Below are 26345 nucleotides of genomic sequence, written 5' to 3' on the forward strand. Positions count from 1 at the left end.
TGCCAGCACCGAAAAAAGCGCTAAAAGCAAACATCGGCGCTCTCATCGAAAGTCTATCCCCAGCTGGGACGACATAGTTTTTGGGACGAAACCACGGTAACGCCCGATTCGCTTTGTCAGGAAGCTCTGATTGCATAATCTTTTACCTAAGATGCTCAAGTAGGGCAAACTAGGCGATAATCAGGGGAATCTCCATTTCTTGTGGGGTGAGCGCCCCATGTACCCCCACCATTTGTAATACTGACGGATTATGGAAACGGGTATCTACAAATTGATAGTTTCCCTTGGCGAAAATAGTAAAGTCCCCAATCCGCTCCGGAAGCAAAATATCGCCATAAACGGGTCGATAGTCACTTACAACTTGACCGCGCTTGCCCACATATTCCTGCCACTTAGCGGTTACCGATGTTCTAGGGGCGCTGCGAGTGTGATTACCGCTAGGGTGATCCTCTAAACAATCTCCCCTCAGGCGAATATGGAGGGCGCGTGGCTCCCCCGAAACTGCCTCTACCTGGGACGCAAGCCCAGATTCCGCTATATCCACCGTGGTATCGACACTAACATTTACCATGCCGTGATCTGCGGTTACCACCAGGGCAACATCACCGGGTAAGCAAGAATGCAAATCGGATAAAAAGCGGTCTACGCTCTCTAGTTCTTGAATCCATCTAGGATGTGACCACCCCAAATTATGACCCCAATGATCTAATCCTGACCAGTATAAATAAACATAATCAACCCCTTGCTTAAAAGCCTGAAGCGCATCGCTAGCCCGCTTTGAAAGCTCGGTCGAGACCTTAAAATCTGCGTCCCGCAAAGTAATTTCACTCAAAGTTGAACCCACAAAATCGGGGGGAACTAATGCCCGCGATTGCAGCCCAGCTTTGGTGGCGTAAGTGAAAAAAGTAGGGTAATCACACCAAGATTGAGCGGGGCGCTTAAAGCCTTCAAAAGTAATCAGATTTAGGACGCGCCCAGCGTCTTCGTCCCAACACTGATACCCCAACATACCGGTTTTTGCTGGTGAAAGGCCTGTATGCAAGCTAGTTAGCGCCGCCACCGTAGTTGAAGGTACACAGGTTTTCAACGGCTGCCCCAGCACCTCGGGAAGTTGAGAAAGATAGGGACGCATAAAGGGGATGTGCCCGCGCCGAGCCGAAAGTAGCTGCTGCCCCATGCCATCTATTACCACTAAACATAGGCGACGTTTTCCCGTCCCTAATAACTGTTTTAACGCAGGAGAATAGCAAGTTTCCTCTCGCCAGTTAAACGCCCCAAAAAGGCCGGGTAATATATCCCATATTCGCATTCCAACTGACTTTTCCTCACGGTGACCCATACCTCTTATGCTCTCATATCCGCGAGCCTAAGCTGACTACTAAGCAGTTTTTTGCTTTGATAGAACGGTGAGTGAAAAGTCGAATGATTCCCTTCAGCCTGACCTGTTTTCTGCAGCCATGTCTGAGAGCAGTACTCTCGACCGATCCTCCCCTCAGCCCGAAAAATCCGCAGCACCCGCTGCCCCGGCGGTAACCAGCAAGCCAAAAAGCCAAACTAATAAAAAACCCAGCTCGCCCTCCCTAACTGAAACCTCTGAGGAACACATCACCCATATTGACGTCTCCGAGGAAATGCGCACTTCTTTCCTGGAATACGCCTATTCGGTGATTTATGCGCGCGCCCTGCCAGATGCCCGAGACGGTCTAAAACCGGTGCAGCGGCGTATCGTCTATATGCTTAGCGAAATGGGGCTCTGGCCCAGTAAAGGGCACGTGAAGAGCTCGCGCGTAGTAGGCGAAGTAATGGGTAAGCTCCACCCGCATGGTGACAGCGCTATCTATGATGCCCTGGTACGTCTGGCGCAAGATTTTAACCTGCGGATGCCGCTAGTGGATGGGCACGGAAACTTTGGCTCTTTAGATGATGGCCCGGCGGCGGCGCGCTATACGGAAGTTCGGATGGCTCCCGCTACGCAAGATATGGTAGCCAATCTCGACGAGGATGTCGTCGATTTTGTACCCAACTACGATAATCAGTTCCTGCAACCAGCGGTTTTGCCCGCAGCATTCCCGAATTTATTAGTTAATGGGGCTAACGGAATTGCGGTGGGGATGGCCACCTATATTCCTCCTCATAACTTGGGGGAAACCGTGGCGGGCGCGATTCATCTGCTAGAAAATCCCGATGCCACCACCGAAGATTTGATGCGTTTTATTCCCGGCCCTGATTTGCCGGGGGGCGGAATAATTGTGGGCTTAGACGGTATTCGCCAAGCCTATGAAACCGGCAGGGGGATTTTCCGCACCCGTGCCAAGACCACTATTGAGCGAGTTAGCGCCCGAAAAATGGGAATAGTGGTGAGCGAACTGCCCTATATGATTGGCCCGGAAAAAGTGATTGAAAAAATCAAAGATGGGGTACAAAAAGGCAGGATAAAAGGCATTTCAGCGGTTACTAACCTAACTGATCGCGAACACGATATGCGGTTGGTAATAGAGGTTAAATCCGGTTTTAACCCCGAGGCAGTGCGCGCTAGCCTATTCAAACACACCCCTATGGAGGATTCTTTCGGGGTTAATGCGGTGGCTCTGGTAGATGGACAACCGCGCACCCTGGGGCTAAAAGAAATGCTACAGGTGTTCTTAAATCACCGTATGGAAATCGTGATGCGTCGCTGCCAGTATCGCCTTCGTAAACGGCAAGAACGGCTGCATTTGGTACGCGGCTTACTAATTGCGGTTCTCGATATTGATGATGTTATCCAGATTATTCGCGCCTCCGAGGACTCTGCCCAGGCAAAAACCCGTTTAATGGAGGCATTTGATTTAGATGAGGTGCAGTCGGAACATATTTTATCCCTGCAACTGCGCCGTTTAACTAAGTTTTCTCGCCTGGAATTAGAGGCGGAGCGTGACCGCTTAACCGCCGAAATAGCCGAGCTAGAGGCGCTTATTGCTTCGCGGGAGAAACGCCAGGAACTGGTGGCCAGCGAGCTGCGGGAAGTGGCAGAAAAACGCGCAGATTCCAGGAGAACGGTCTTACTGGCCGAAGAGGGCGCAGCGCAGCTAGAAGCAGAAAAAGACACCCCCTTAGAGATTCCCGATGAACCCGCCACGGTAGTGTTGGGAGCTGGGGGAATGGTGGCACGTTTCCCCGGTCATGAAGCTTTATCCCCTGATGAGGGACGCGAACCTTGGGACGCGATTATTTCCACGGCAAAAACTACTGCCCGCGGTCAGGTGGGGGCAATTACTTCCCGCGGGATTTTATATAAGCTCGCGGCGCTGGAAGTTCCGGCGTTGGTACGCTCGGCCACGGCTCCCTCTCTGCGGGGCACTCCCCCAATCTCTAGGCTGTTGAACCTAGAGGACGGCGAGAAAGTAGTGGGGTTGGTTCCCCTCGATGAGGACGGACCTACCTGGTGGGCTGCCACCAGTGGCGGCACTATTAAACGGATACGTCCCGAAGTGTTATCTACTCAGGATTCTTATTCGGTAATTGGTCTTGATGATGCCGATCAGGTGGTAGCTGCTGGTTTTGGGGGCGACGATGGTACTTTCATACTGATTTCTTCGGCTGCGCAATTGCTGCGTACCCCAGCTGATAAAGTACGTCCTCAGGGACGCTCGGGTCAAGGTATTTGCGGTATGAAACTTTCCGGCGGTGACCGAGTAATATCCGCCGCTGTAATCAGTGCCGATGCCCTAGAGTCTTCCCTGGTGGTAACAGTCGCGGGGATTTCTACTTCTACGCCTGGTAGCGGACAAACCAGCGCTAAAGTCACTGCCTTATTGCAGTATCCGCAAAAAGGACGCGCCGGACAAGGGGTACGCTGTCAGCGTTTCCTAAAGGGAGAGAGCCGCTTGTCGCTGGCAGCGGTTACCGCTACCCCGCCACGCGCCCTCACAAAGGATGGTTCCCCCGTTTCTTTGCCAGAAGTAACCGAGAAACGAGACGCTTCTGGTAGCGCCTTAAAACGCCAAATCTATTACCTGGGGTAAATAGCCGGTAACAGTAAGTCGCGCCCTAACCTGAGTAGCCGGAAAAACAATCTCGGCAGGTTAAAGAGTTAAGAATCGCTAGTGGCGGCGGTATCTATCGCATATTGGGTTGAAGTTCCGACAGTCCTAAAACCAGCTTCTACAAAAAGCTTCCGGGTTAATGCATCGACGGTAGCCGGTAACAGCGCCCCCGCAGTGGCGAATCCTCGTTCCCTAAATGCTTGGAGCACGCCAGCGATTAAAGCCCGCAAAATCGCCGCATTTTCCCATCCCGGTAGCAAACCCAGCAAATCAATATATCCCTGACGATTCCCAACCGCCGTCCAATCTTGGCGATAAACAGAAGAAAGCGCGAATCCGGCAATCTGGGAACGGTCAGTAGTTTTATCAAGCGCCACAAAAGAACAATCGGGAGTAAAAGCTGCTCGCCGGGTAGCCCAATCTTCAACGCTATAGCCAGATTCAGGATTATTATCATTCAAAACCCGATTCAAAGCGTGACGCAGCATTTCATCAAGTTCCTCATCCCAGGGAACTACCTCGAAAGGGTAAGGAACTGGCGCTGGCTTAATCGGATTCGTCAAGTCTCGGCAGACATCCACGAAAGAATCGGTTTCTAGATAGCCGGCATCTAACAGCAATCTAGACAAATCGGGGGAAACGTCTTCTACATAGAAAAGGACGCGACCGGGGCGGGAAGCATCTAAGAGGATACTTGCCTGGTCACGTTGCCAAGTAATAGCGGCTCTGCCCAAACCTTGACCACGGTAGCGCGGATCTACTCCCCCATCACAAACCACTTCATTTACCAATAAACGCGGACGTACCTGCGCATAGGCAACCAGGTTATTATCTGCACCGAACGCCCCAATCGTGCGCCATTTAGTAGGGGCTGAAAAGAATGCTTCTATCTCACCGACAGCGGTGCGGAAAGGAGGGTTATCAAAATCCTCAATTCGGCGAATCAGATTACCCATTTCTGGCACATTTTTAGGACCTAAACGACGCCAACAGTATTTATCTTCGCCTTCGGGCAGCTGCCATTCTTGCTGATTCATTACAGTTCCACCGTGTAAATCATGCGTGCTCCGGCAAGCTGAAAGCCACAGGCAACACACACCCGGGACAAATCACCAAGGGTTGGATAGTTATCTTCAGCGAACACCTGTTTATACCCTAAGCGCTGACAGGCGGTTAAAACCTGACAAAGCACCTGTTTTAGCACCGAAAAATCTGTGCCATGACTATCGGCATTTTGGCGGTCATCACCGAAAATATCGACCGCTACGGTCGGAATTATTTGTTCAGATGTACCCTCGCTGTCCAGGCAGCTACTTTGGCAAATATCGCGATAAACCACCAGGCAATAGGCAAGCACTCGCCCCGAAATCATCGATACAGCCGCAAATGACAAATCGGGGGCAAGATTACCTAAAACCCGACCCCACCAGCGAGAAGCATTTCCTTTATCGGCATATAGGCGGGCAGAGTTAGTTACGTGGAGAGCTTTGATTTCTTCCCACTGATCGGGCGAGAGACGGCGGGCAGAGACTATCCGCACATCTTTAGTAGGGAATTTTCCCGATAAATCAGCGAGAACGTCTGGGGCTAGATGGTGCGAAAAAACTTTAATCGCGCGTTGGGCTGAAAAACCGGCAGCCGCATAGAGCATCCGTCTGTCCCCGGCCCGCTCATCTACCACGTTACGGATTTGCGCGGGACGGTCATAGTCACTTCCGTAATATCCCAACATTAGTTCCCGGGCGCGCACATCTTGCCAAGCCAGCAGGGCTTTACCGATTCCGCGTCCTCGCCAATGCTCGGCAGTGACCGCGAATAAATCAGCGCGAGCGTAACTTTTTTCATCTGGCTGCAAGGTGACTGACCCGAAAGCCGCCAGGTTACCGCGCGAATCCAGACCAATCAGGCAGTCTTGCAGTTCCGGGTGGGTTAGAGCTCGGGTTAGGCGCGAGATTTCCCCCTCGGAAGTTGGGCGCGCCGGATTAGAGTTCTTTTCCGTCAAATGGATTAATTCCCGGATTCGCCAAGAATCGGTCTCATGCGAAGGACGCCAATATAGCCCCAGGTGTGCGGGAGGTACTGGGGCTGAGGGGAGGCAACCTAACCTTTCGCGCAGACTTAGTGACATACCTCTATTCTATGTGGGGTGGACGAGCAAACTAAAAAAGCCTTTAAGCATCAATCTGTTCTGCCGCTAACTGGTCTGCTCCAGCCACAATGAACTCCCGCCGGGGAGCTACCGTGGAGCCCATGAGTAGTTCAAAAATATTTTCTGCCTCTGCCAGGGCTGCCTCGTCTGCGAAAGTTATTTGTCTCAAGGTTCGTTTTTCGCGCTGCATCGTAGTTTCCGCTAGCTGGGAAGCATCCATCTCGCCCAGACCTTTATAGCGCTGGATGGGTTCTTTATATTTGCGTCCGCTTTTGGCGAGGGCGCGCAGCCGCTGATGCAGCTCGTCCTCGGAATAGGTGTAAATGATTTCTTTCTTTTTCCGCCCTTGAGCTGGCACTTCAATCCGGTGCAAGGGAGGGACTGCCGCATAGACTCTCCCGGCGGCAATCAGGGGGCGCATATAACGGAAGAATAGGGTGAGCAAGAGGGTGCGAATATGTGCGCCATCCACATCGGCATCGGTCATCATAATGACTTTGCCGTATCTGGCCGAGTCTAGGTCGAAACTGCGTCCCGAACCTGCTCCGATTACTTGAATAATCGCTGCACATTCGGCGTTGGAAAGCATATCGGAGGTGGAGGCTTTTTGGGTGTTCAGAATTTTTCCGCGAATCGGCAGCAATGCTTGAAAATCGGAGGAGCGCGCCTGTTTCGCAGTTCCTAGCGCCGAGTCGCCCTCCACAATAAACAGTTCGCAATCTTCCACTTTATTAGAGCGACAATCCGCGAGTTTTGCCGGCAGCGAGGAAGTTTCCAGAGCATTTTTACGCCGGGAAATCTCTTTTTGATGCCGCGCGCTCACTCGCGCCCGCATCTCCCCCACTACCTTTTCCATCAGGGAAAATACTTGCTGTTTATCGTCGCGTTTTGAGGAAGTAAACTTCTTTTCCAGCCAGGAACTAACCGCACTTAAGACCGCCTGGCGCACCTGGGGAGTACCGAGGACTTCCTTGGTTTGCCCCTCGAACTGGGGTTCGGGTAGCCGCACAGTCACCACCGCGGTCAGCCCCGCCATCACGTCCTCTTTTTCGATTCGGATTTTGGCTTCTTTTTGGGTCAGTTTTAGGCGTTTCGATTTCTTATTTTTCTCAATCTGGCTACGAAGTACCCGCAACAGGGCGTTTTCAAATCCCATCACGTGGGTGCCGCCCATGGGGGTGGCTACGATATTCACGAAAGAGCGCTCTACGGTGTCGTAACCGTTACCCCAGCGCAGGGCAATATCAATATCACAGGTGCGTTCTACTTCTACCGGGCGTAAGTGCCCACTTTCTTGGTCTAACTGTTGCACAGTTTCGCTGTAAGTGCGCTGGTCACGAATACACCAAGTGTCTACAATCGCCTGATCAGGGGCTAGGAATTCGACAAAATCTTTGGTTCCCCCCTCGGCTTTGAAAGATTCTTCTAAGGGTTCTTCCGGGCGTTCATCTCGACAGTTAATAGTTAGTCCCGGCACTAAAAATGCGGTTTGTCGCGCCCTCTCCAATAGGTGTTCCCAGGAGAAACCGGTGGAGGCGCTTTTCGGGAAGATTTGGAAATCTGCCCAGAAACGTACCCGGGTTCCACTCTGGTTTTTCGGGGTTTTCCCCACTATTTTCAGTTTAGATTCGTTGGTAAAGGCTTTGAATGGCGAGGAGGGGGTGCGGGATTTAGTGTCATCGAACTCTCCGGGTTCCCCGCGTAGGAAAGACATTTGATAGGTTTTCCCGCCCCTATCTACCTGCACATCTAGGCGAGCCGAGAGGGCGTTTACCACCGAGGCGCCTACCCCGTGCAGACCGCCGGCTGCCCCATAGGAGCCGGTTCCGAACTTTCCGCCCGCGTGCAGCTTGGTGTAGACGACCTCTACCCCGGATAGCCCCACCCCCGGTACTTCATCTACCGGGATACCGCGACCATTGTCTGAGACCGAAACCGAATAATCATCGCCGATAGTCACGTCAATCTGCGTACAGTAGCCTTCAAGCGCTTCATCTACCGAGTTGTCGATGATTTCCCACAGGCAGTGCATTAGCCCGCGGTGATCGGTGGAGCCGATATACATACCGGGACGCTTGCGAACTGCGTCCAGTCCTTCTAGTACCGACAGATGCCGGGCGGTGTAATCCGATTTCGTATTAGTAGCCACCCCCCTAGTTTAAGGGTTGGTGCTTTTACGGTTGCGATTGGCTTTCCGAGGACGAGTGATTGTGAGGGACTCCCCGCCGGATTCAGCGAGGTTGATTGCAATATTGGCACTATCAACAATCTGAAACCGAATTTTAGGTGCACGTTCATACGTGCGACCGGACGCAATAAAACGGGTTTATGGAAGACATATGAATACTACCGAGATTTTAGCTATAAAACCTGCTGATAGCAGATGAGAGGAATTATAATCGGGAATAATTCTTCTCTGAATCCAGCTCTGTACTTATTGGTAAGGAATCCTGATGAAACGCATCAATGCTCTCCAACGGTTACCTCGGGTTTTATTTGGTATTACGCTAGCTAGCCTGGTAGCACTTTCCTGGTTAGTTTTGCCGGTCTCCTCGGCTCAAGCAGCAACTAGATACCATTTTGATTGGTCATTGTCCGAAAATTTACATTTTAATAACACAAGCTACCAAGGTGAAAAGCAAGAACTCACCAAGAAATATAACACTGAGGATTCCCAGGAGATTTGCGAAGCACTGACAGCTGAGCGGAAACAGGAAATTAAAAATCTGCACCCCGAGGAGGACGGCTATAACTTACAACTGGATGGCTGCCACTTTGAGGGAAATCGGTTCTTCCTCAGACATAGCGGTTATTACGATGAAGAAACCCTAAAGCAATCCAGCTCCGATAAGTCTTTAAAACTAACCGGAGACGATACATTAGTCTTAACTATTGACAATCCGACCTGGGACTCTCGCAACTTAGACACCTCGTTAGGGATTGCCCGCTACACATTTCCCGGGAAAATAAAAAGCGTTACCCCAGATATTGGAGAAATATCTGGAAACACCTGGATCTTAGAAAAACCTTTAACCGCTGACCAGAAAAAACGAATAAAAGATAACAAAGGAGTGGTATTCACCGCTGCTCGCCATCCATCTGAACCGGGAATAAGTCTGGGATTCGCGATTCCGGCAGTGCTGTTTATTGTGGCATCAGTCGGGATACTCGTATTGGCGACTGCCCCCAAGAAGAAACTGCAAAATCCCGGAAACTACCTTCCTGGCTATGGCGGATACTACCCGCAAGCAGCTATGCCTGGGTATTTCCCGCAAACCCCGCCGGGAGGCTATATGTCACCAAGCCCCTACTCTCCCTATAGCCCCCAACAGGTATATCCCGTCCCCAATGCAACCCAATCAGGATTCCCCTTAAATGGAGGCAACCCGCAAATGGGACAGCACTTCGGCGGTTTTACCTCCCCGCAAGCTCCCTCATTACCTCAAATCAATAATGGGCAGCCTTTGGGATACGCTTTCCCTAATACTCAACCGAGCTTCAACTCTGCCCCCGCCGAGGTCGAATCCGATTTCTCCCCTAGCGCACCCTCGTCTCAAGAACCTAGGTAGCTATGAACAACAATAATAGGCAAAAAAGAAAAAATAGCCGAAATAGGAAACCATAAAGCAGTTCCCTAATCCTGGGAGCTTAAAACTGGAAATAGACCAGATACTACCAACAGATACCGAGCATAATAGCACGATATCCTCATGCTAATAGCTTCCCTGTTTTGGCGGGTTATCTTAGCCCGATTACCGAGAAAACTATTAAATCTATTTTCCTAAAACTGCCGATACCGGGTTTTCCGGGCGTTAGTCTAACTTTTCAGAATAGCAGTTCCAGTCCCCACGAAACGAAAATATGAGTTAATAAAGGCAAATAAACTGCCGATAATAATTAGGGAAGAGGAATCGCTTTGAAACGCCTATCAATGATACTTCTTGGCACCGCATTAACTGTTTTTAGTTTACTTGTACCCGTCGCACCGGCGAACGCTGAAAGCGGAGATATTAGAATCACCATAGATAGAGATTTAACCGTACGTGCCCATATTCAAATCGGTTTTCCTCTTGATGTGGAAACACCTTGGGCAACTTTAACCTGCGGAATGGTGGCATCAGGTAAAGTTCTTCCTGACATACTTACTTCTCTTAGCGATTTCAAGGTAGAAAGCTGCGATTCATCAACCTCCTCCCTTTCCCTTGAAGTAACTGGTCAGCTTAAAGAGGACTATCAAAGTGCGAGTGGTTGGCTAGTCACCGAGAACGAAATAATCTTGAACATTTCCCCTAGCATAGCTCAGACACTTTACGCAGCTGGTCTTGGCAGGGATAACAATAACGATAGCGATACTGGTCTCGATTACGATAGCGATACTGAATCTGACCCCGATATGGACACTGCCACTAATGAAGGTACTGAAAGCGTCGGTGGGCTGCGAGTTACTTTCCCAGGAAATATTCAAACTGTAGAGTCAGCTGAATCAGCAGAATCCGAAGACTCGGAAGGATCCACTATTGGGGAGAGCTCAGGAGATACTTGGTCGGTAAACAGCGTTAATGAAATAGACAGAACGGTTACCATTACTGCTCAACGTAATCACCATAAGCCTCGTAGTTTTTTCGCACTTCTAGGGACTATCATCCCGATTGGGTTGATTGCTACTGCAGTTATCGTGGCGGTAGCAGCAGTGGTAGGCAAGCTAAAGAATAGACCGAGAAAATCCCGTCAATCTGCAGCTAACAACTACTATCCTTACCCCTATCCGTATCCGCCGAACAATCTACAAAATCCAACCGGCGGGTACTACCCCCCGAAAAAGCAAGGATATGGTTTCCCCACCCCAGGATTCCCAGTGTCGGAAGCATTCCCCCAGCCACAACCCGCCATCGAACCCGATTCTAAAGTAAAGGCAACGCAAACTTCAGGTCTTGATTCTTCTCCTAGCGCGTCCTCGTCTCAAGAGACTATGCCCGACATGAGTAGCGATAATGGTCAGGGATTAGAAAATAACCCTAGTCAGCAAGAAGGTCAAGAAGAAAGACCGGGAAACTAAAGTCAGGAAACAGCAGTTAGCCGTCCCTTAGCGGGCGCGAGATAGTGAGGTTAGCGGGGCGTTTTCAGCTTCCTCCAAATGCAACTGCGAGGTGTTATCAATAATTTCTGCTCCCGCCTGGCGCAATGCGGGAACTAGAGTATTTGCGTGATGGGCACAGAAAAACAGGTTGCCGCTGTTTAGACTGGCAAGTACCCAAGCCTGCGCTCCGCAGGTATCGCAACGGTCAGCACTGGTAAAAACATAGTTCTTCTGGCTCATGTTTTCTATCTTTACTTGAGGGCGTGCTGAAGTCACGCTCACTTGCCTTGCTTTCGCGTCCGGCAAAAATTAACTCGGCGTCCTAGCTTTTCGCTAGGACGCCGAAACGATAAAAGCGTGGTGAAACGCTAGTCTAGATAGTCGCGCAGCACTTGACTGCGGGAGGGATGTCGCAACTTCGACATAGTCTTGGATTCAATCTGGCGGATACGTTCACGAGTCACCCCGTAAACCTTGCCAATCTCGTCTAAAGTCTTTGCCTGTCCATCGCCCAAACCGAAACGCATCGACACTACCCCGGCTTCCCGCTCGGAAAGCGTGTCTAGGACGTGCCGCAGCTGTTCTTGCAACAAGGTGAAGCTAACCGCATCGGCAGGTACCACTGCCTCGGAGTCCTCAATCAAATCCCCGAACTCGCTGTCGCCGTCCTCGCCTAGCGGAGTATGCAAAGAAATTGGTTCGCGACCATATTTTTGCACCTCTACTACTTTTTCAGGAGTCATATCTAGCTCTTTAGCCAGTTCCTCTGGAGTAGGTTCGCGCCCTAAATCCTGCAACATTTGTCGCTGCACCCTGGCCAGCTTGTTGATAACTTCCACCATGTGAACAGGAATACGAATAGTGCGCGCCTGGTCAGCCATAGCGCGAGTAATCGCCTGCCGAATCCACCAAGTAGCGTAGGTAGAAAACTTATACCCCTTGGTGTAATCGAATTTTTCAACTGCTCGAATCAGACCCAGATTACCCTCTTGGATTAGATCCAAGAACAACATTCCCCGACCGGTGTAACGTTTCGCCAGCGAAACCACCAGCCGCAGATTAGCTTCTAATAGGTGATTCTTGGCGTGTTGCCCATCTATTGACAAGGAATGTAAATCGCGGCGCATCTTGGAAGTCAGGTTATCTGATTCTGTTTCTAGCTTGTGGTCAGCGTAAAGACCAGCTTCAATCCGGCGAGCCAAATCGACTTCTTCGGCAGCGTTAAGCAAGGCTACTTTGCCAATCTGTTTTAGGTAGTCCTTGACCGGATCGGCGGTAGCCCCCGCTACTGTGACCCGCTGTGCCGGTTCATCGGTTTCATCAGAATCAGAAACCGTGAACGAATTGCCTTTCTTTTGCCCCTTGGCATTAGCTTTTGCCTGGGCAATCGCCTTGTTCAATCCGTCAAGAGCATTGCCGGGAGCAGTGTCGGTTTCTTCTTCCTCGTCATCCTCTGGTTCCCGATCTTCACCGTGCAGGTCATCATCATCGTCATTATCGTCCTCATCGAGGTCGAAATCGACATCAATGTCAATGTCCTCGTCTTCTTCAGCGGTTAAATCGTGTTCTTCAGGTTCACCCGCCCCCTCGTCCTCAGCGAGTGGCGCTTCTAGCAGCTCTTTTTCTTCCTCGGCTGGCAAGACCTCTGCTTCTTTTTTCTTGGCACTGGTTTGCTTGCTATTGGTTTTCTTTGAAGCCGCTTTCTTCGTTACCGCTTTCTTCGCAGTTGTTTTCTTCGCTGAGGTAGTTTTTTTGGAAGTAGTTTTCTTTTGCGACTTGGCTGCGGTTTCTTTCCCCTCGGTCTTTTCTACCTTTGCATTGGCGGTGCTGGTTTTCTTAGCGGTAGTTTTCTTGGCAGCTGCGGAAGTCTTGGAAGCGCTTGCCGTAGTCTTAGTAGTACTTTTAGCAGCTGTTTTTTTCGGCGCAGTAGTTTTCTTCCCCGAACTTGCTTTCTTTGCGGCTGGCTTCTGGCTGTCTGTTGCCTTCGGTGTCGAAGATGACTTCGCGGCTGGCTTTACAGCAGTAGACTTAGTTTTAGTCTTACTGGCGGCTGCAGAGGTAGCTTTTGTCTTTGCCGCTGCCTTAGTGCCAGTTACTTTTTTCTTGGTAGCAGTTTTACTGGCTGTCTTTGTAGACTTGTCTGCCGATTTTACTGCACTTTTAGCGCTCTTTGTAGCAGTAGTTTTCTTGGTAGCGCCCTTGGTAGCGTTCGCTTTAGCGGAACTATTAGCGCTAGATTCAGATTGAGCAGGTTTAGGAGTCACAGCGACCTTTCCTGATTTCTAAACGATTTCACAGAGAATGCTCAATAATTATAATTCAATACCACACTTTCTAGCACAAATCTAGAGATTATTTCGCGGCTAGAGGAGAGAAAAACGGGAACGGAGTAGCAACTAATGCCAAACAACCAGGATTTTTCCACCCAGATAGAGGAATTATTGCCCAAAGCCTGGAAAGAAGGAATCCAGCCTTGGCGTAACTTAGAGGGAATAGAAGAACTATTCGAAGTGGGTCTAGCCTCTCTTCGTGGCGGAAAACGTACCCGCGCGCGACTCGCCCAAACTGGATTCGCTGCTATCAGCGGCGGTCAAACCACTCCCCCTAGGGGGGTCTACGACCTGGCGATAGCGTTAGAAATTTACCAGGCTAGCGCCCTCGTACATGACGACATTATTGACAATGCGCCACTCAGGCGGGGTAAAGACGCTACCCATATTAGTTTCACTAAAAATCACCAGGCGGGAAACCGGCAGGGAAACAGCACAGAATACGGAAAAATGGCAGGAATTCTCCTCGGGGATGTACTGCTAGCAGTAGCCGATTACTACGCTTTTAACGTAGCGAGCACCCTGGAAACCGGATATGAATTCTTCACAAACTGGACCGAAATGACCCGGGAAGTTGGGGTCGGTCAATACCTAGATTTACGCCTAGAAACCGATAACCTTGACCCCGCCACCGCGCTAGAGCAGATTCTAACCGTTATTCGTCACAAGTCAGGGCGCTACTCGGTGGCTCACCCTTTAACCTTGGGGGCTCGCCTAGCTAATGCCAGCGATAGCCAGTTGAAAACCCTATTTGCAATTGGAGAATACTGGGGCATTGCTTTCCAACTATGTGACGATGAACTGGGAGTATTCGGCAACCCCAGACAAACAGGTAAACCGGCAGGGGGCGATTTAACCGAGGGGAAGAAAACCGTTCTGTGGTCGCTAGCTAGACAGATGCTATCTGAAAACGCCCTCGAAAAACTCCAACAAGTCTTTGCCAATCGCGCCGCCACTAGCGAACAGATTCAAGAACTCACCCAAGCCTTAAACGAACAGGGGGTACGTGATAAGCATCGTGAGTTGATTAATGAATATGCGATGCGCGGAAATGCTCTGGTAGAAAACGGAAATTTCAATCAGAGCGGACGCGAGGCGCTATTAGAACTTGGACGTTTGCTGGTAGAACGCAAATCTTAGCCCTATAGAGCCTGCATGGCTGCTACTGCGTTCACGGTGCTGTGAGTGCCGACCCGCAATAAATCAAGCGGTCGCTGCCCATCTAACAATGGCTGCGGTGACAGTACCCACTCGGTTGCCTCTTGGGTAGAAAAACCTCCATCCAGCAAGGTGAGCATAGTTCCCGGTAAACGCTCCACTAAGGTCCACCCCTCGGGAGTATCCAGTAAACAATCAGATACGATTTGCAGTTTCCCCTGCGAATCGGGCAAAGCTAATAGGCGATGCTCATTTAATAGGCGATGGGCACGAGTAACCTTTATGCCCAGCCGCTCAGCTGCTTCCTTAAAACTAATCATATCCATACTCCCACCCTATCTGAGAGGGCAAGCCGCGTCCTATCCGCGCCGTTTACCAGCAATCCCCCTTTCTCCCTTTAAGATGAAAATATGAGAATCGAAACGGACGATACCGGGCACTCTCGCTCCACCCCGCAGGATTCGCATAGCGTAAATATGCCGTCAAAAAGCACAGATAATGCCGCTCAAGCGAATCCTCAGGTTTCACCGCCCGCACCCCAGCAAACTGAGTTGGGACAGATTCCTTCCGAAAAGCAAAGCGCCCCAGATAACGACCAAATGCTAAAACGGTTGATTGATGAAAGATACCGGATAGTAAAAGTTATCGATACCGGGGGCATGGCGAGTGTTTACCGTGCTCACGATGAACGTTTAGGGCGGGACGTGGCGTTAAAAATAATGCATCCGCACCTGGCTAGCACCACTTCCCTAGTTGATCGTTTCGAGGCAGAAGCGCGCTCAGCTGCCCGCCTAATGCACCCAGAAATTGTTCAAATTTTTGATCAGGGGATTTGGCGACGACGCCCCTACCTGGTGATGGAATTTGTAAATGGACCTAACTTGCGCCAGGTGCTCACGCGGGAAGGAACATTACCTTTAGGACGAGCTTTAGAGATTACCGCCCAAGTCCTGGCAGCGTTGCAAGCCGCCCACAGTATGCAGATTATTCACCGGGACATTAAACCCGAAAACATTCTGCTTACCCCTAACGGGCAGGTCAAGGTGGCAGACTTTGGTTTAGCGCACGCCGTTAATCAAGCAACTGGCAACACTACCGGCTCGGTTATGGGGACTGTGAACTATCTGGCTCCCGAACTGATTTCACAAACCAGTTCCGATGCGCGCTGTGACGTCTATTCCGCCGGGATTATGCTTTATGAGCTCATCAGCGGGATAGCTCCTTTTCAAAGCGATACCGCGATTCGGACTGCTTGGCGGCATGTAAGCGAGGACGTACCGGCTCTTTCTGATTTACTTCCCTGGATTCCAAGCGAAGTAGACGACCTAATCGCGGCGCTTACCGCCCGGAATGTCAGTGAGCGTCCCGCCGATGCCTCACTCGCCTTAGAGCTGGTGCAAGCAGTATCTAGCTGCCTTAGCCCTACGCTTAAAGAACGCAAAGCAAAGCGTCCTCAAAACCCGAGCCCAGAGAGCGAAACAGAACACACTCCCCTAGGAAAGGGCGGAACCGCGGTTCTCCCGGTTTTCCATCTGTCAGAGCCCGAAATACCCGCAACCCCTGTCCGTCCTCCTAACCCCTCCTCTAACTGGGAAACCGATTCTTCCGTGCAGCCGGTTCAACCGACATCACGACCAGCTAAGTCAAGCGGGAACCATAACTCCGTCCAAGCTATTACTAAAGCAAAGGCGAACGGACAGAGTTTCGATAAAGCCGCTGCCACAGAGCAACCGCGCCGCTCTAAAGGTAAAAAACGCTGGATATGGGCACTGGTTATCTCCCTACTTTTAGTAAGCAGTGGGGCAATAGCTGGATGGTATTTCACTTTCGGACCAGGCGGAACAGTAACCGTACCTAACATACAGGACAAAACCGCTACTCAAGCCGAATCGCTGCTAACTAAGGCGCAGTTAAAAGTAAAAACTGTGCGCGAATATTCCGATACCGTAAGCCAAGATAAGGCAATCCGAACTAACCCCAAAGCGGGAAGTAAAGCCCGGAAGAGCTCGCTAGTAACTCTATATATTTCTCGCGGGATTGAATATGTAAAAGTTCCTGAACTGGTAGGTAAAGACCATGAACAGGCGGTAGCCTTACTGAAAGAAGCGAAGTTAGAGCTAGCGGAAAAGGTTGAAGAATACTCGGACGAGGTAGAAAAAGGGAAAATAATATCGACCGACCCCACTGCTGGCACTTCCTTACGCCACGATTCACCGGTGAAACTGACAATTTCAAAAGGTAAAGAACCAATCAAATTGCCGGATTTAGCAGGTAAGAACGAGGCAGAAGCCACCAAGATTCTCGCTGATTTGAAAGTACAGATGGAAAAGAGCACCGAGTATTCCGGTTCCGTGGCGCGAGGAAAGGTTATCGCCCAAGAACCGGCAGCAGAAAGCACCGTTTACCATGGGGATAAAGTCAAAGTACGGATTTCTTTAGGACCAGAAATGGTGACAGTACCTAATGTGTCGTCACTGAGTATGAGTGAAGCGAAACAAAAGCTAGAATCACTAGGTTTCCAGGTAAAAATCCGAAAGGAACTGTTAGGGATATCCCCTAATCGTGTCTATTCCCAATCCCCATCCGGGGGAACGAAACTAAAATCAGGCTCTACAGTTACTTTAACTTACGTATAGCCACGATTATTTTAGAGGACGCAAAACGGCTAAGGACGCAGCTTAGCTTGCGCGGTAACGCCTATTTTGGGAAACCCAACTGGGGGTGGCGAGTACTCTAAGGCGAATCCCTTAGACTGAATATCCCCACGGCTCTAGAGGGCGGCGTAAAGGATTACCTAAAGTGTCGTGGCGTTCCTGCAACATTTCCGCCACTTGGAAAGCCAATTCCAGGGACTGCTGATGATTAAGCCGAGGATCTACCCGGGTCTCGTATCGGGTTTTCAAAGATTCCTCAGTTACCTGTTCACTGCCCCCAATTACCTCGGTAACATCATCCCCGGTCAGCTCGACGTGTATGCCTCCCGGGATAGTGTTAGCCGCCGCATGAGCAGCAAAAAAGCTCGCGACCTCCTCTAATATGCGTTCAAAACTGCGGGTCTTGTACCCGGAAGATGATTGCATAGTATTGCCATGCATCGGGTCACACATCCAGGTTACCGGACGTCCGTCCCGTTTCTGTGCCTCTAATAGCGCGGGTAGACAGGATTGAAGTTCGCGCGCCCCCATGCGGGTAATGAAAGATAAACGCCCCGGCTCTGCCTTGGGGTTGAGCTTGTCTTGCAGGCGCGCCAAATCATCTGGGGTGGCATCTGGACCGACTTTCACCCCCAAAGGATTGGAAACCTGCGATAGTTGTTCAACGTGAGCCCCATCTAACTGGCGGGTACGCTCCCCTATCCAAAGGAAATGTGCCGATGTATCGTATAGATTCCCTGTACGGGAATCTACCCTGGTCATTGCTTGTTCATATTCGAGAAGTAGCGACTCGTGGGCACTGTAAAAATCTACGGTACGTAGCTCCGCTGAGCTGACTCCCGCCGCATCCATAAAAGAAATCGCGCGGTCAATATCGCAGGCTAAAGCATCGAAACGTTTATAGGCGGGGTTGGAAGTAAAACCTCGATTCCATTCGTGTACTCGATGCAAATCGGCATAACCACCTTGGGTAAAGGCACGGATTAAGTTCAGGGTAGTCCCCGAACGGGTGTAGGTATCTAGCAGTCTAGCTGGATTGGGGGTGCGGGATTCCAAAGTAAACTCGAAAGAATTAACCGCATCTCCCCGGTAAGAAGGCAAAGTTACCCCGTCACGAGTTTCGGTATCGCTAGAGCGAGGCTTAGCGTATTGACCAGCCATTCTGCCCATTTTTATAATCGGTAGGGACGCTCCGTAGGTTAGGACAATTGCCATCTGCAAAATGGTTTGGATTTTGAGCCGCACCCGATTGGCAGTTGATTCCGCGAAAGTTTCGGCACAGTCCCCACCGGTCAAAGCGAAGGCTCGTCCTTGGCTAGCTTCCGCGAACAGGTTTTTTAGGTAGTCCACTTCTCCGGCGATCACTAAGGGAGGACGAGTTCGTACATCTGCCAGCTTCTCTTGTAGTTCTCCTTGGTCAGGATAGGTGGGCTGTTGTTGCGCCGGGCATTTACGCCAAGAATTTAAGGCTTTTAGGGTTTTATCGTCCACAAAACCAACCATACTGAGTTTTATTTCTAAGGACGGAAAAGTCCGCCGAATGAAATGCGCAGCAAGGAGCTAAACATCCTCACATTTTATAAATCTGCTTATAAATGCGACTATCCCTGATTGAGGGGCGCTAAAAAGTCTTTTGGGGCTCGCCGCTGTTGCGGCGAGCCCCAAAATAGCAATGTTTCCTAACTTATGCTGGACGAACTTCCTGCCCGATTTCGACCATCATTTCCTTGAACCAGTCGGTTTCAATATCAAAGGCTTTTCCACCTTTAACCCGAGCAAAATCAATAGAAGACAGCAAATCCCCATTTTCTTCATCATGCCCAATCAAACCAGCTTTACCGGCAAAAGCGCATTCCACTGCATAATCGGTCATAGATTTAATCAAACGCAAATCTTCTTCACCAGCCGCTGAAGCCCTAGAGAAATATCCAGACTTTTGTACCATAACTTTCTCGGCACCAATACGTGCCGCAAACTGTTTGGCAAACCACTGTCCGGGATTGATTTTATCTAGCTGCACATGCCCAAAGGGATCGCGCGGAACTGTTTCTCCAGCTTCCTCCAGTTGCTCGACAATCTCGCTAACCCCAGCTCCCTCGGAGAGGAAAATATTAACATTACCCACCTCATCCATAACTTTCTTGAGCCGATCCGCTTCGACCTCAATATCAATATGTGCCTCAGGAACAAAAATAGCGTGAATCTCACGGGATTCGCGAGACAACCCCAAAGAAGGAACCCACTGTTTTTGATCAAGCAGTTTCCGGTAAGAACGAGCAGTAGCCGCCGTTAAATAGCCACAGTTACGTCCCATAACCTCATGGATAATCAGTTCTCGAGGATTAGACTGACATTCGCCAATTACGTGTTCAGCGTAAAGAGCGCCACTATCGGCTGCGGTCCATGCCCCCAGGGATTGACGAACCGGAACAATATCATTATCAATAGTCTTGGGCAGCCCAACTACAGTTAGCTCATAGTCGTGTTCATGCAGATAATGGGCAAGATCAGCGGCGGTCGTGTTAGTGTCATCTCCACCGATAGTGTGCAGGACATCAACCCCGTCCTCTACCAGGCGATTAGCCGCAACCTGTAGCGGATCATCTGATTCTTTAACTAATCCCCTTGCGACCAAGTCCTTTTTATTGGTTAGTTTCACCCGCGAGTTACCAATCGAGGATCCGCCAAATTTATGCAGCAAACCAGCATTTTCACGTGCCTGTTGATCTACAACGTAATAGTTCTTTGACAATAGCCCATGATAACCATGCTTGTAGGCAATAATTTCAACTTCAGGAGCCAGTTCGGTATAACGTTCAATCAACCCGCCAACCGCAGATGATAGACAGGGTGCAAATCCGCCAGCAGTAAGCAGTGCCACACGTTTAATGGTCATAAGTCCTCCAAAAGAATTGTTTGGCCAGTTTTGGCCCCGACGAGTATTAGTCTAATCGATAAGGCGCAGCTGACTCCACGAAGCTAAAATCCGTCCTTGTAGAGAAAGAACGATAAGCCCATTATCAGTGGTACTCCTAGTTTCGCCCCAGAAATCACCGCCAAAGATTTACTACCTAGGTGACCAACTCGCTAGATTTTCTCGAAGATTCTCCCGAGACAAACAGCTAGATTTGCAAATTCTTCGCTCTATTCATCTACCTGTGTATTTTTGGGGTTTTCTGTAGGCTCGCTTTCAGCAGCATTCTCTGCTGGAGGTTCGGGAATCTCTACTTCAGGGGCTTTTCGCCCTCCGGGAGCCACCACTTTCCTTTCGGAAGTCGCATCTGCGTCCTCGTCCGTGCCCTCCTTGCTAGCCATCGCTTTTTTCACGTCAGCCGCATACAAATCAACATATTCTTGCCCCGACAGGCTCATTAAGGAATACATGATTTCGTCGGTTATTGCCCGCAAAACATAGCGGTCATCTTCCATCCCCTGATAGCGAGAAAAATCCAAGGGATCGCCAATAACCACCCCAATGCGGTGCAGACGCGGAATCTTGGTTCCTATCGGCTGAGCAATGTTCGTACCAATCATCGCCACCGGAATAACTGGCGCTCCGCTCCGGAGCGCCAGACGCGCCACCCCGGTCTTACCACGGTATAGCCGCCCATCTGGGCTGCGAGTTCCCTCGGGGTAGATACCGAACAGTTCGCCAGATTGCAGACGTGCTAAACCTTTTTGCAAAGCTGCCTGGGATTTCTTCCCCCCAGAACGATCAATCGGAATCGTGCCCACGCGGGTCATAAACCATTTCACAAAAGCACCTTTAAAGCCTTTTCCGGTGAAATAGTCGGCTTTCCCCACGAAAACGACTTCCCGCTCTATCATCAGCGGTAAGAAGAATGAGTCAATCACCGCTAAATGATTGGAGGCTAAAATCGCCGGTCCGGTACCGGGAATCTTTTCTGCCCCCTTAATCCAAGGACGGTAAAGGACTTTCAGGACTGGTCCTAAGAATAATTTCAGCATCCGATATAACACGTAAGCTTCCTTCCCGACCAGGTTATGACCAATCAAAAAAGACCGGCTAAACTAACGACTATGAAACTCCCCAAGATGTGGGGGGCGCATCGCCGCCGCAACCCAAGTCAACGTCGCGTAGATGATGAATTTTTGGATATTACCTCTAGATTAGATGATAGCGACATTTTCGCGCTCGGGCCGCGAGATTACGAATTAGCGGAGCCAAATGATGGTTTTGAACCCCCTATTCTTCCCCCAAATCCCCGTCCGCGCACCGCGTTGCGGGCTCTGGTAATCACCATCGCCCTGCTTATCACCTGGATTGTCACCTATATCGCCGGTTTTAATCTGCCCGGGTGGGTACACGTCCTAGGTTTTGTCGATTTGATGCTTTTTTGTGGCTTATTGCTTTTTCTGCGACCTAGAGGACGCAGCGCCCTTACCAATAAATGGAGTGACGACGATGGAGCGCGCGTTTAGTCAGCACAGCGAGATTTCAGTAAGGTGTTATTCTCGCTGAGTTCTTTACTGACTATGGTCTTTGCTGACTATCGCAGCAGTTCGTAGAGGGCGGTTTGTAGTTTTATCGGGGTCAGAGGGCGCTCCACAGCTTTAGCGGCTCCCGACCAGCCAACTAGCCACTCATCTTGGGGGCGAGCAGTGAGGATTACGATGGGGGGAAGATTTTCTTCCTCGACACTTAGAGATTTTGCCAGAGAAGTACCGGAAATTTTTGTGGCTTCCCCATCTAGAATCAGCAGGTCATAGCAATGATGATGCACTTTATCTTGCGTGATAGTGGCAGTGGCTGCCTCATCCCAGGTTATTTCCGGCATATCTGATGTCACTTTGATTCCGACCGAGTTGATTACCTGCTGCCGTATTTCCCGATCATCACTGTAGATTAGGATTTCTAAGCTTTTTTCGTCTTCCGCCATTTTCTTCCTCAGCTCATTTTTTCAAAGACTTTTGGCTCTCATTGTAACTGACTATTGTCTACATTCGATGTCTGCAAGCTTGATTTTTAATCTTCTTAGGAAGTTGTTGGTTTTATTCTCACAGCAAATACATTTCTACCTGCCCTGATAGCATTTTATCCTGCGAGAGTGGGACTTTTCGCCTACAGTAGATAGAAAGCGCCTTAGCCTTGAGGGAGGTTCAGGCGATTGAAACTACTATTGGAGGATATTTAGATGCAAAAGTACACGCTCCCAGAACTACCCTATGATTACAGCGCGCTAGAGCCACATATTTCTGGCAAAATTATGGAGCTTCATCACGATAAGCACCATAACACCTATGTTAATGGCGCAAATAGTGCTCTAGAAAAACTAGAGGCGGCTCGGGAAGCTGACGATTTGGCAGCAATCAACCAGTTCTCGAAAGATTTGGCGTTTAATCTTGGCGGACACACTAACCACTCGGTTTTCTGGACCAATATGGGACCTAACGGTGGCGGGGAGCCAGAGGGCGAATTGGCAGCGGCTATAGCCGAAAATTTTGGATCATTTGCGGCGTTTAAGAAGCATTTCTCTGCCGCCGCCACCGGACTTCAAGGTTCGGGTTGGGCGGTTCTGGCTTGGGATTCTATTTCTTCACGCCTAGTTATTTTCCAGCTCTTCGACCAGCAAGGTAATGTTCCGGTAGGGGTTACTCCACTGCTCATGCTGGATATGTGGGAGCACGCTTTTTATCTGGATTACCTAAATGTTAAAGCCGACTATGTGAAGGCCTGGTGGAATGTGGTGAATTGGGAAAACGTTTCCTCCCGTTTCGCCAACGCGGAAAAGAACTTCAATTCCCTAATCAATCTGCCCTAACAGCCGTTTCACTAACTAATAAAAGACACGCCTGACTGAGCGTGTGGACGAATTTTACCTCGCGCCCCGAAATCCGGAAAACGCTCTGGCATTTTCACGGATTTAGTGCCTTAAGAATTACAGATTTTTAGATTTGTTACCGGGTATCCGATTTTAGGGAGTCTTGGTGGCTAGGGTGTCTACCCTTCGGCATAAATTCGTCCACACGCTCTATCTGTATTGTTGCACCTTTCTAGCAAGCGTGAGGGAGCTATTTCCCCTCCCACCCAAGAATTCGGGAAGCGCGAGGGCGCTTCCCGAATTTTTATGCCTACCACACCCACTCGGGAAAACCGCTCCCCCACGTAACTATGAGTTCCCGGACAAGGGTAAAGCGGGGAAACGACAGGAATATTTTCTAAGTCGTTAAACTGCCCTTAGGGCATTATTTCCATGCAATAGTCTGTGCAAACAACTTGGAAGGAAATGAAATTAGCTGAACATCAAATTTTAAGGAAGGTTCAATCCTAGAGCTAGCATTATGCAAGCGCATAGATAGTTCCCACCCCTAATCACAAACAACATGAATGGTGTTGTTTGATTCTTTACCATTAGTTTCCTTAAAACCTATATGGTAAAAGCGTTTCGGTAACTTCAAAACCGGAACTCTGGTAATCGGTTTCTGTTCTTTAGAAGCCTTATTTAAAGTTCCCGCTATATTGATAGCCTCAACGCGAGTTACTCGCCTTGGGTCATCGGTGATCACCTTATAAAAGTCATGACGCCCGATAAGATACCTGATTAGCATTTCCGGCACGTCACCATGCGAATTGTTCAACCTGGAAAGTTCATCCATAAAGGACTGCAAGATAGGTCGGTAATAATCTCCGGCTTTATCTGGAAGATTAGCCCATTTGGCAGGAGTGCCTATTTCCTTACCGCTGTCACGCATTTCTCTAAGCTCTTGAAACTTAGGCGTAACCTCAGAGAAATATATTTGCGAACACGGATGATTGAACCATTCAGAACCGAAATCAATACTATCTGACAGGCGGCTATGCTTAACGGCATGATGATTATGCTTGCAGGACAGCCCAAACTGCCAAGAACTTCCTCGCCGAATACACATTACATCCCGTACATCCCCCGCAACACCGGCAGCATCCGATTGTAATGACAATACAAGTGGAATATCTCCATCTGGGTACTGCAAGCGTGGTTCCAAGGCTTCGATTGTCCTAATAGCCGCTTGTGCGGCATCCATCAGATTGCTTTGTTTAGCAACTGAAAGTTCAAAACAGTGCTGAGCTGTATGCAATTGTGGTGTTATCTCTAAAACAACGTCCTGCAAATCATCGTATTTGTCGTAAAGCGCTTTAATACAGGCATATTCAAAGGCTTTACCTAGCCGAGTCTGACTGCCTTCTTTTACCATATTTTCCCTTTTAGATAACCTCATCCAAGGTCTTACGAACTTGGATTGCAACCTGTTCAGCAAGATTGCAGGGAACTGCGTTGCCAATCTGTTTATATATGCTTGTCAGGTTGCCACTGAAAACCATGTCCCGTGGAAAAGTCTGAATCGCTGCCGCTTCTTGCCAGCTCAGTCTACGCGTTAGTCCTTCGCCGAACCTCCAGCTATCCCTACCTAACTTAATCATGTCAGGAGAACCAGGCCAAAGCGTCACTTGCTTCGCCATTGCCGGAATCGTATAACTAACCTCATCCCATCCTCTTTTGCGGTTACGGGACATATAGCGACTGGAATACGGAGCCTGACATACGTCCTCGTCCTCGGGCAATGGGATAGGGGCTAAAGCATCCCGCAGCGTTACGATATTTTCTTGCGGGGCTGGGAAACTAAAATCATCAATTCCCAGGTCTTTGCGAAAACCGACGATAATAACTCGTTCTCTGTCCTCTGGAACCGAGTAGTGCTTTGCGTTCAACAATTGATAGCGAACGTCATAACCACAGCTAGAGAACTCTTGAACGATAGCATCCATTATTTCTCCCCCAGCCATCGTGAGTAGACCTTTTACATTCTCTCCAACAAACACCAGGGGACGTTTTGCTTTAACAATGCGAACATAATGCTTATATAAAGAGTTTCGAGAATCATCTAACTTACGCGGTCCGGAAAGAGAGAATCCTTGGCAGGGAAAGCCCCCTAGGATAATGTCTGTATCGGGAATGGTGTGTTCAGAAATCGTACCTATATCCCCGCAAACTACCTCACTTGTGCTCCAACGCCGAAAAGTCTCGCACGCATCCGAATTAAAATCATTTGCCCAAATAGTTTTGAAACCGACACGCTCGAATCCGATATCCAATCCGCCTGCACCGCAGAACAGACTCGCCTGTGTCATTTGTTTCGCCATTTTACCTCCTCACCAACCTCAGCAGTAGATACACCTATCAACATTACATCTTTCAGGTATGCAACCAGCCAATCACGCCCACCAGGGCAACATTTCCACCTTCCCGATTTCAGGCATGCGCGCCGTTTTCACCCTCCGCAGACAAAACACCCTCCCAATACCGGCAAAACACCCCAATTACGACCACAATTCCCATCTCGGGAGGGAGCAACCGCACCGGGAGGGTCAAAACGTCACCAAAAGGGACGCGCTCGATGAGAGAAGTGGAAGCACTAACAAGAAAAGCGGGAACGGTTTCATGTCGAGGGGTAGGATTTCAGAACATCAAGGGGCACGGCGGGTAAATATGAGGAAGTAATGACAGGAAAAGCAGGAGGAAAGTTTCATCCAGGCAGATGCGGTGTGCGGCCGGCGAGAGAAACGGAAGCACTGACAAGAAGAGCGGGGGAAAGTTTAATCCGAGTAGGTGCGGTGGGCATAAGAATTTGGAAAACGCCGCAACGTTTTCCAAATTACTTGGGCAGGAGGACAAATTTTCCCCCGCACCCACAGTTTTCAGACACGTAACCAGGCAACCACGCCCGCCTGAGGAGCGCTTTGACCCTCCCAAGACAAAACCACCCTCCCAATCCGGGCAAAATGACAAATAAATAGGCTCTACCGCCCAATCGGGAGGGTCATAACGTCTCTGGAGGGTGATTTTGCCAAACTCCACCAGCAGTTTTAATCAATCTTCCAACCATTCCACCCTCCACAGTCAAAATCACCCTCCCGATTGCAGCAGTACGCGCCGTTTCCGCCCTCCCGAGACA

19 protein-coding genes and 1 pseudogene are annotated in these 26345 nt (G+C 49.8%); 7 read left to right on the top strand and 13 right to left on the bottom strand.

What is annotated here, in order from left to right; genetic code table 11:
- Positions 1-169 precede the first annotated feature (169 nt).
- Positions 170-1309, bottom strand: coding sequence for a nucleotide pyrophosphatase/phosphodiesterase family protein (locus tag QZT94_RS04760; RefSeq protein WP_296761606.1), 1140 nt, complete (start codon positions 1307-1309; stop codon positions 170-172).
- Between the two features lie 322 nt (positions 1310-1631).
- Between QZT94_RS04760 and QZT94_RS04765 the strand changes: the two genes are divergently transcribed.
- Positions 1632-4001: a DNA topoisomerase IV subunit A gene (locus tag QZT94_RS04765; protein WP_296761650.1), complete on the top strand. Its 2370-nt coding sequence runs from the start codon at positions 1632-1634 to the stop codon at positions 3999-4001.
- 68 nt (positions 4002-4069) lie between these two features.
- Here the strand turns inward: QZT94_RS04765 and QZT94_RS04770 are convergent, their stop codons facing one another.
- Genes QZT94_RS04770 through QZT94_RS04780 form a run of 3 tightly spaced genes read right to left on the bottom strand, consistent with a single transcriptional unit; the run spans position 4070 to position 8320 of the window.
- The gene (locus QZT94_RS04770; protein WP_296761609.1) at positions 4070-5059 is read right to left on the bottom strand and encodes a hypothetical protein; all 990 of its coding nucleotides are present in this window, start codon (positions 5057-5059) and stop codon (positions 4070-4072) included.
- A complete protein-coding gene (locus QZT94_RS04775) occupies positions 5059-6150 on the bottom strand; it encodes a GNAT family N-acetyltransferase (protein WP_296761611.1) in 1092 nt (363 codons plus the stop codon). The genes QZT94_RS04770 and QZT94_RS04775 overlap by 1 nt, the downstream gene beginning before the upstream one ends.
- A 43-nt stretch (positions 6151-6193) precedes the next feature.
- A complete protein-coding gene (locus QZT94_RS04780) occupies positions 6194-8320 on the bottom strand; it encodes a DNA topoisomerase IV subunit B (protein WP_296761614.1) in 2127 nt (708 codons plus the stop codon).
- A 304-nt stretch (positions 8321-8624) separates the two neighbouring features.
- Between QZT94_RS04780 and QZT94_RS04785 the strand changes: the two genes are divergently transcribed.
- The gene (locus QZT94_RS04785) at positions 8625-9740 is read left to right on the top strand and encodes a hypothetical protein (RefSeq protein WP_296761616.1); all 1116 of its coding nucleotides are present in this window, start codon (positions 8625-8627) and stop codon (positions 9738-9740) included.
- A gap of 347 nt (positions 9741-10087) precedes the next feature.
- Entirely contained in the window at positions 10088-11227 is a 1140-nt protein-coding gene (locus tag QZT94_RS04790; protein ID WP_296761619.1) for a hypothetical protein, read from the top strand.
- 27 nt (positions 11228-11254) lie between these two features.
- Here QZT94_RS04790 and QZT94_RS04795 read toward each other — a convergent pair whose 3' ends face one another.
- Positions 11255-11530, bottom strand: a complete 276-nt coding sequence (locus tag QZT94_RS04795; protein WP_363928434.1) for a hypothetical protein — start codon at positions 11528-11530, stop codon at positions 11255-11257.
- 86 nt (positions 11531-11616) lie between these two features.
- Positions 11617-13512 carry an RNA polymerase sigma factor gene (locus QZT94_RS04800; protein ID WP_296761621.1) on the bottom strand — a complete coding sequence of 632 codons (1896 nt, stop codon included), beginning with the start codon at positions 13510-13512 and terminating at the stop codon, positions 11617-11619.
- Between the two features lie 135 nt (positions 13513-13647).
- Between QZT94_RS04800 and QZT94_RS04805 the strand changes: the two genes are divergently transcribed.
- Positions 13648-14718 carry a polyprenyl synthetase family protein gene (locus QZT94_RS04805; RefSeq protein WP_296761623.1) on the top strand — a complete coding sequence of 357 codons (1071 nt, stop codon included), beginning with the start codon at positions 13648-13650 and terminating at the stop codon, positions 14716-14718.
- A 2-nt stretch (positions 14719-14720) separates the two neighbouring features.
- Here the strand turns inward: QZT94_RS04805 and QZT94_RS04810 are convergent, their stop codons facing one another.
- Entirely contained in the window at positions 14721-15062 is a 342-nt protein-coding gene (locus QZT94_RS04810) for an Rv2175c family DNA-binding protein (protein WP_296761625.1), read from the bottom strand.
- Between the two features lie 84 nt (positions 15063-15146).
- On the opposite strand from QZT94_RS04810, the gene pknB reads away from it, so the two are divergent.
- Entirely contained in the window at positions 15147-17372 is a 2226-nt protein-coding gene (pknB, locus tag QZT94_RS04815; RefSeq protein ID WP_296761628.1) for a Stk1 family PASTA domain-containing Ser/Thr kinase, read from the top strand.
- Positions 17373-17483: 111 nt separating this feature from the next.
- On the opposite strand, the gene QZT94_RS04820 is transcribed toward pknB, so the two are convergent.
- The 3 genes from QZT94_RS04820 to QZT94_RS04830 form a co-directional block, all read right to left on the bottom strand.
- A complete protein-coding gene (locus tag QZT94_RS04820; protein ID WP_296773230.1) occupies positions 17484-18893 on the bottom strand; it encodes a class II 3-deoxy-7-phosphoheptulonate synthase in 1410 nt (469 codons plus the stop codon).
- 181 nt (positions 18894-19074) lie between these two features.
- Positions 19075-20286 (bottom strand): pyrophosphate--fructose-6-phosphate 1-phosphotransferase, encoded by a 1212-nt coding sequence (locus QZT94_RS04825; protein ID WP_296761633.1) that lies wholly within the window; start codon positions 20284-20286, stop codon positions 19075-19077.
- Positions 20287-20534: 248 nt separating this feature from the next.
- Complete coding sequence (locus QZT94_RS04830; protein ID WP_296761636.1) at positions 20535-21371, bottom strand: lysophospholipid acyltransferase family protein; 837 nt, start codon at positions 21369-21371, stop codon at positions 20535-20537.
- A 60-nt stretch (positions 21372-21431) separates the two neighbouring features.
- Between QZT94_RS04830 and QZT94_RS04835 the strand changes: the two genes are divergently transcribed.
- On the top strand, positions 21432-21833 hold the full coding sequence (locus QZT94_RS04835; protein WP_296773233.1) for a hypothetical protein: 402 nt from the start codon (positions 21432-21434) through the stop codon (positions 21831-21833).
- A gap of 68 nt (positions 21834-21901) precedes the next feature.
- On the opposite strand, the gene QZT94_RS04840 is transcribed toward QZT94_RS04835, so the two are convergent.
- Positions 21902-22291: a hypothetical protein gene (locus QZT94_RS04840; protein ID WP_296761642.1), complete on the bottom strand. Its 390-nt coding sequence runs from the start codon at positions 22289-22291 to the stop codon at positions 21902-21904.
- A 255-nt stretch (positions 22292-22546) separates the two neighbouring features.
- On the opposite strand from QZT94_RS04840, the gene QZT94_RS04845 reads away from it, so the two are divergent.
- On the top strand, positions 22547-23173 hold the full coding sequence (locus tag QZT94_RS04845) for a superoxide dismutase (protein ID WP_296761645.1): 627 nt from the start codon (positions 22547-22549) through the stop codon (positions 23171-23173).
- A 424-nt stretch (positions 23174-23597) separates the two neighbouring features.
- Here QZT94_RS04845 and QZT94_RS04850 read toward each other — a convergent pair.
- Both QZT94_RS04850 and QZT94_RS04855 read right to left on the bottom strand, forming a co-directional pair.
- Positions 23598-24611, bottom strand: a pseudogene (locus QZT94_RS04850) (HaeIII family restriction endonuclease).
- Complete coding sequence (locus QZT94_RS04855; RefSeq protein ID WP_296761648.1) at positions 24598-25533, bottom strand: DNA cytosine methyltransferase; 936 nt, start codon at positions 25531-25533, stop codon at positions 24598-24600. The pseudogene QZT94_RS04850 and the gene QZT94_RS04855 overlap by 14 nt, the downstream one beginning before the upstream one ends.
- Between the last annotated feature and the right edge of the window lie 812 nt (positions 25534-26345).

The sequence above is a fragment of the Varibaculum sp. genome, from assembly GCF_008661855.1.
GTDB classification, from domain to species: domain Bacteria; phylum Actinomycetota; class Actinomycetes; order Actinomycetales; family Actinomycetaceae; genus Varibaculum; species Varibaculum timonense_A.

Excerpts from the sequence above, each read along its gene's own strand:
- QZT94_RS04825 (WP_296761633.1), bottom strand. The coding sequence starts at position 20,286 with ATGACCATTAAACGTGTGGCACTGCTTACTGCTGGCGGATTTGCACCC.
- QZT94_RS04835 (WP_296773233.1), top strand. The coding sequence starts at position 21,432 with ATGAAACTCCCCAAGATGTGGGGGGCGCATCGCCGCCGCAACCCAAGT.
- QZT94_RS04855 (WP_296761648.1), bottom strand. The coding sequence starts at position 25,533 with ATGGCGAAACAAATGACACAGGCGAGTCTGTTCTGCGGTGCAGGCGGA.
- QZT94_RS04775 (WP_296761611.1), bottom strand. The coding sequence starts at position 6,150 with ATGTCACTAAGTCTGCGCGAAAGGTTAGGTTGCCTCCCCTCAGCCCCA.
- QZT94_RS04785 (WP_296761616.1), top strand. The coding sequence starts at position 8,625 with ATGAAACGCATCAATGCTCTCCAACGGTTACCTCGGGTTTTATTTGGT.
- QZT94_RS04820 (WP_296773230.1), bottom strand. The coding sequence starts at position 18,893 with ATGGTTGGTTTTGTGGACGATAAAACCCTAAAAGCCTTAAATTCTTGG.
- QZT94_RS04805 (WP_296761623.1), top strand. The coding sequence starts at position 13,648 with ATGCCAAACAACCAGGATTTTTCCACCCAGATAGAGGAATTATTGCCC.
- QZT94_RS04840 (WP_296761642.1), bottom strand. The coding sequence starts at position 22,291 with ATGGCGGAAGACGAAAAAAGCTTAGAAATCCTAATCTACAGTGATGAT.
- QZT94_RS04810 (WP_296761625.1), bottom strand. The coding sequence starts at position 15,062 with ATGGATATGATTAGTTTTAAGGAAGCAGCTGAGCGGCTGGGCATAAAG.
- QZT94_RS04770 (WP_296761609.1), bottom strand. The coding sequence starts at position 5,059 with ATGAATCAGCAAGAATGGCAGCTGCCCGAAGGCGAAGATAAATACTGT.
- QZT94_RS04765 (WP_296761650.1), top strand. The coding sequence starts at position 1,632 with ATGCGCACTTCTTTCCTGGAATACGCCTATTCGGTGATTTATGCGCGC.
- QZT94_RS04760 (WP_296761606.1), bottom strand. The coding sequence starts at position 1,309 with ATGCGAATATGGGATATATTACCCGGCCTTTTTGGGGCGTTTAACTGG.
- QZT94_RS04845 (WP_296761645.1), top strand. The coding sequence starts at position 22,547 with ATGCAAAAGTACACGCTCCCAGAACTACCCTATGATTACAGCGCGCTA.
- pknB (WP_296761628.1), top strand. The coding sequence starts at position 15,147 with ATGAGAATCGAAACGGACGATACCGGGCACTCTCGCTCCACCCCGCAG.